Annotated in this window: 5 protein-coding genes; all 5 read right to left on the bottom strand. The window is 59.1% G+C overall.

Features of this window, described 5'->3' with window-relative positions:
* Positions 1-67 precede the first annotated feature (67 nt).
* On the bottom strand, positions 68-634 hold the full coding sequence (locus tag EV672_RS18540) for a cytochrome b (RefSeq protein WP_133611417.1): 567 nt from the start codon (positions 632-634) through the stop codon (positions 68-70).
* Between the two features lie 15 nt (positions 635-649).
* Positions 650-1,351 carry a copper resistance protein B gene (locus tag EV672_RS18535; RefSeq protein ID WP_133611416.1) on the bottom strand — a complete coding sequence of 234 codons (702 nt, stop codon included), beginning with the start codon at positions 1,349-1,351 and terminating at the stop codon, positions 650-652.
* A gap of 11 nt (positions 1,352-1,362) precedes the next feature.
* Positions 1,363-3,231 carry a copper resistance system multicopper oxidase gene (locus tag EV672_RS18530; RefSeq protein WP_133611415.1) on the bottom strand — a complete coding sequence of 623 codons (1,869 nt, stop codon included), beginning with the start codon at positions 3,229-3,231 and terminating at the stop codon, positions 1,363-1,365.
* Positions 3,232-3,309: 78 nt separating this feature from the next.
* Positions 3,310-3,735 (bottom strand): copper-binding protein, encoded by a 426-nt coding sequence (locus EV672_RS18525; RefSeq protein ID WP_243738767.1) that lies wholly within the window; start codon positions 3,733-3,735, stop codon positions 3,310-3,312.
* Between the two features lie 106 nt (positions 3,736-3,841).
* A complete protein-coding gene (locus EV672_RS18520) occupies positions 3,842-4,372 on the bottom strand; it encodes a cupredoxin domain-containing protein (protein ID WP_055398265.1) in 531 nt (176 codons plus the stop codon).
* Between the last annotated feature and the right edge of the window lie 103 nt (positions 4,373-4,475).

Genomic DNA, 4,475 nt, shown 5'->3' with positions numbered 1-4,475 from the left:
AAAGTCAATGAAATCAACGATCTACCAACACCACCTCCGCGCCAGTGCTAGCTTTTCGTACCGTCACTTATTGCACTGAAAACGAGGAGACCCCTAGTTGGCCAGCAGGCCAGACAGCAGTTCTTCGGGTACGTCGTGTTTCTTGGTGTTCATTGTGCTTACGGACAGGCCGGCTTGCGCCGGCGGTGGATTGTCCGTTTACACAAAATTCTGTACACCCTCCCACCAACAGAGGAGGAAGGTTGATTGAGCCAAACAACACGATGGCCTCGCCCATCCGGTTGCTCAAAAGATACCCCGTCAGGGGGGCGGCAACCATCAATACATAAAGACTTCCGTGTGTAAAGTGCGCAACCCATTGCTGAAAAGACGAAATAGAAGCGAGAGGTGGCGGAGCCCGGTTAAAGGCCCGGACGACGATTCGCACGAGGACCAAAGCAAATACCGTTACGCCCACCCAGCGATGCCAGTCAAATAAATCTTTGCGGTTAGATGCCTCTTCGGGCGTGTTGCCGAGCGTCAAGCCTAATACGACGGCGACGATCAGAGTCAGAGCCACCACCCAGTGCAGTGCGACGGTCGGACGTCCATAACGCCCAATCCCATTGGCATCCTGATCAGACACAAAATCCACCCGTCAATCTTGTTGCTAGAAAATCAAGCGCAAGCCGGCGCGAACCGTGGTGGCTGGTCTCTGCCCGCCCGATTGCGCGCGCGGATAGAAGGTTCGTGAAACATCGACATAGGGTGCAACCCGGCGGTTGAATTCGTACCGCGCCTGAAGGCCGACATCGGTCTGGTAGGGCCCCCGGCGCACGGTGGGGTCGAGGTTGGAGGCCGACCACTCGACGTTGATGTAGGGACGCGCGATGAAGCGGTTGGTGAGCAGGAAGTCGTTTTCAAAGCGGGTGCGCGCAGACACCTTGCCGTCGTTGCGGACAAACAGTTTCAGGTCAACGTCAAAGGCGTAGGGCGCAAGGCCGCGCACGCCCACGGCGAGGTAAGTGCGCTGACCGGGTCGCTCGTCATGGCGCAGGCCCACCTGCGCATCCCAAAACGGGGCGATGTAGCGGCCGTAGAGCAGTTGCAGCTCCGAAGCTTCGGTTCGTCCACCTGTGCGTTCTCCGTCGAACTGGTACCACAGGCGGTTGAAGTCGCCGCCGACCCAGCCATCGACGGCTAGCGACTGGCTTGAGCCCGCCTGGCCGCGTACCTTGCCGGTTCCGGCTTCGACCCTGGTGTAGGAATAAATCGATTCGTCCTCCACGGCCTGCGCCGACAGGGCGGACAAGCCGAGGACGGCGGCGGCGAGCCAGCGCACCGATGCTATACGGTTGAGATTGTTGTTCATTGTGGTTAGGTTCAAGCTACTTCGACAAGGCGAAACATGCCAGTCGCTGCGTGGTAAAAAAGATGGCAGTGGAAGGCCCAGGTGCCTTCGTCCTCGTAGGTGACATCGAGCTCCACCGTTTGCGCCGGCGGCACGATGATGGTGTGCTTGCGCGGACCAAAGGCGCCGTTGCCATTGACCAGTTCCATGAACACACCGTGCAGGTGCATCGGGTGCTCCATCATGGTTTCGTTGACCATCTTGATGCGCACACGCTCGCCCAGGCCCATCTTGAAGGGCTTGGCATCGGAAAGTTTTTTGCCGTTGATCGACCAGAAATAGCGCGTCATGTCGCCGGTCAGCCGGACCAACAGCTCCCTTTCCGGTGCCCGGTTGTCGGCGTTGCGGGTGGCAGCACGCAGCAGCGTGTATTTCAGCCGGCGCAGGCCGTCCGCATCGACGGGCGCAACGATCAGGGCGGAGCCCGACGCGTCGGCCATTCCAGGCATACCTGCCATGGAGTCCGCCGGCTTGCCGGGCGCTGCCATGCCAGGCATGTCAGCCATGGCCTTGTCGGCAGGCTTCAAAGGCATGGCCATCGACCCGCCTGTCGCCTTGGCGGCTGGCTTGCCCATGTCCATACCTGCCATGCCAGCCATTCCAGCCATTCCAGCCATACCTGTCATGGCTGTGCTCGCAGCGGGCTTGGCCTCCATGCCGGGCATGCCTGCCATGCCTGAAGCATCCGCTGCGCCCGATGTATCGGCTGCGCCACTCATGTCCATGCCGGCCATGCCCATATCGTCCATCGTACGCACGGGCTTCGGACCCATGTCGGGCACCGGGGCGCTCATGCCCAGCTCGGGAGCCAGCGTTCCGAGTGCGTAGCCGATGCGTGCGATGGTCGGCACAAAAATGCTGTAGGCCTTGGCTTCCCTGGGCTGCACGATCACGTCGTAGGTTTCACCGTTGCCGATACGGAATTCATCGACTTCGACAGGGCTGACGTTCTGGCCGTCGGCCTGCACCACCGTCATGGGCAGTCCTGGAATCCGGACATCGAACATGTTCATCGGCGAGGCGTTGATGAAACGCAAGCGCACACGTTCGCCGGGCTTGAACAGCGCGGTCCAGTTTTCGGCGGGTTTTTTACCCGCCATCAGGAAAGTCCACTCGTCGCCGCCATCGCTGAAGTCGGTCGGGTCCATGCGCATCTTGGCCCATTCCATGCGTTCATTCCAGATGGCTTCGCGCGCCTTCTTGTCGGGCGCATTGCGCAGCTGGGCGAGAAACTGGGGCGTCGTGATGCGCCGGTAGTTGTAGTAACCATCCACCTTCTTGAGGTTCGCCAGCACTTGCGGCGGCGGCGTGTCGTTCCAGTCCGACAGCATCACGAGGTATTCGCGGTCGTACTTGAACGGGTCGGGCTTGATCGGGTCAATGATGATCGGGGCGAAATACCCGGCCGCTTCCTGTAGAGCCGCATGGCTGTGGTACCAGTAGGTTCCCGACTGGCGCAGCTTGAAGCGGTAGGTAAACGTTTCGCCGGGCTGAATCCCCGGAAAGGTGACGCCCGGCACGCCATCCTGGCTGTTGGGAACCAGCAGTCCATGCCAGTGAATGCCGGTGATTTCGCGGAGCTGATTCGTCACGCGGATGACGACCTCGTCGCCTTCCCTGAATCGCAGCACCGGCCCCGGCATGGTGCCGTTGATGGTGATGCCCATGGCAGGCTTGCCGGTGATGTTGAGCGCCGTTTCAGCGACTGTCAGGTCGTAGGCGCGGTTGACCGGCACGGCGCCGATCTCGACGGCTCGCAGCTGGGCCCAGGCGGCTGGAAGCGCACCGAGGGCGCCCAGGCCAAGCAGCGACTGGAGCGATCTGCGTTTCAGTTCATCCATGGTGATCTCATTGTTCTTGTTAAAAGGTGACGAAATAGTGGCTGTGCCGGCCACGCCGGCGTTCTTCAGGCGCTCCGCTTATTGGGCCAGTTCCACGCTGGTCACGACGATCGCGCCATCCGATTTTTCGGCCTTGAACCTGACCTTGCTGCCGACCTGAACCTTGTCCAGCATGGCGGCATCCTTGACCTTGAAAACCATGGTCATGCCGGGCATATCGAGGTTTTTGATATCGCCGTGCTTCAAGGTAATTTTCTGGTTTTCCTTGTCGATCTTGCGAACCTCACCTTCTGTCGCGGTAGCTGTTGCCGACGTGCCCATGGCCATGCCCGGCATGTTCATGCCCGCCATGCCGCCCTTGTCTGTGGGCGCCATCTTCATGCCCGACATGTCCATGCCCGGCATGCTGTCCTTGTTCATCGTGGTTTGGGCATAAACATTGGTTGCGAAAGCCGCTGCCAGTGCGAGGCTGCCAAGAACAGCGAAAGAATTAGAGATTTTCATAATGTGCTCGATTTCAATAAAGTTGAGAGATGATAGATTTACATCGAAAATGGGGTCAATCGGGGTGCAAAAACCCCGCAAAACGCTGTAGGTTTATGTGCTGTCATTAATGCTTGTGGCCTGCGGCCGCACCGGCTTTGGGCGCGGCTCCAGTGGCGCCAGCAGTTTCGGCGACGGTCACCAGGCCCTTCATGCCGGCGTCGTAGTGGCCAGGCTGCAGGCAGGCGAAGTCAACTTTGCCCGCCTTGGTGAATTGCCAGACGACTTCACCGGTTTTGCCCGGAGCGACCGTGACCATATTCGCATCGGCATGCTCCATTTCGGGCATTTTCATCATCATGGCGTAGTGTTCCTTGAGTTCTTTTGGTGTACCCAGCACCATTTCATGCTTGATTTTGCCGGAGTTTTTGACCACGAACCTTATCGTCTCCCCCTGTTTGACGGCAATGTCCGCCGAAGAAAATCGCATGTTGTCGGTCATGTCGATGTTGATAGTTCGGCTGACGTTGGCCGTCTTTCCAGGCTGACCGATGGCGACCTCGTCGTGACCGCCCCCGTGTGAACCAGCGGCAAAGGTTAGCGCTGATACAGCGGAAAGGGCAAAGGCAAGCGTGGCGGTACGAAGATGGTTTGTCATGAAAAGTCCTAAGGATGGTCTGCACAACCACCGCTGACGCGGCGACCGCCTGCTGTTATTTCAGATGACGACAAATTTTTGCATTCAAAGGGCAGATTCGGAG

The organism is Aquabacterium commune (assembly GCF_004362855.1).
Classification (GTDB): Bacteria; Pseudomonadota; Gammaproteobacteria; order Burkholderiales; family Burkholderiaceae_C; genus Aquabacterium; species Aquabacterium commune.
This window is presented reverse-complemented; position numbering and strand designations above follow the sequence as displayed.